Genomic DNA, 341 nt, shown 5'->3' with positions numbered 1-341 from the left:
ACGGCTTGCTCGGATCGGTCGGCGGGCTGTCGGTGCGGTTCTCCGGGGTAGAGAAGGCAATACCGCCGGCGACCAGGGTCAGCAGCGACTCGCTGTGCACCTTGAAGCCGGACAGGCCGCCGGAAATGGAGATGCCGCTGGCGTTCCAGAATCGCGTGTGCTTGCGCACCAGGTCGGCGTAGGCCGGCTCGATGTGCACCTTGATCTCGATGGTCCTCTGGTCATCGCCCAGCTGGAAGCTCTTCACCTGGCCGACCTGGATCTGCCGGTAGAACACCGGGCTGCCCTGCTCCAGGGAGCCCAGGCGATCGGCCTTGAGGGTCAGGTGCAGGCCGGGCAGC

1 protein-coding gene is annotated in these 341 nt (G+C 66.6%); it reads right to left on the bottom strand.

What is annotated here, in order from left to right; translation table 11 throughout:
- Positions 1-341, bottom strand: a 341-nt coding sequence (locus tag HMPREF2924_RS28870) for an MlaD family protein (protein ID WP_141765587.1), incomplete at both ends; no start/stop codon positions are given.

It is taken from the genome of Pseudomonas sp. HMSC063H08 (assembly GCF_001813645.1).
In the GTDB taxonomy this organism is placed as follows: Bacteria; Pseudomonadota; Gammaproteobacteria; order Pseudomonadales; family Pseudomonadaceae; genus Pseudomonas; species Pseudomonas aeruginosa.
This window is presented reverse-complemented; position numbering and strand designations above follow the sequence as displayed.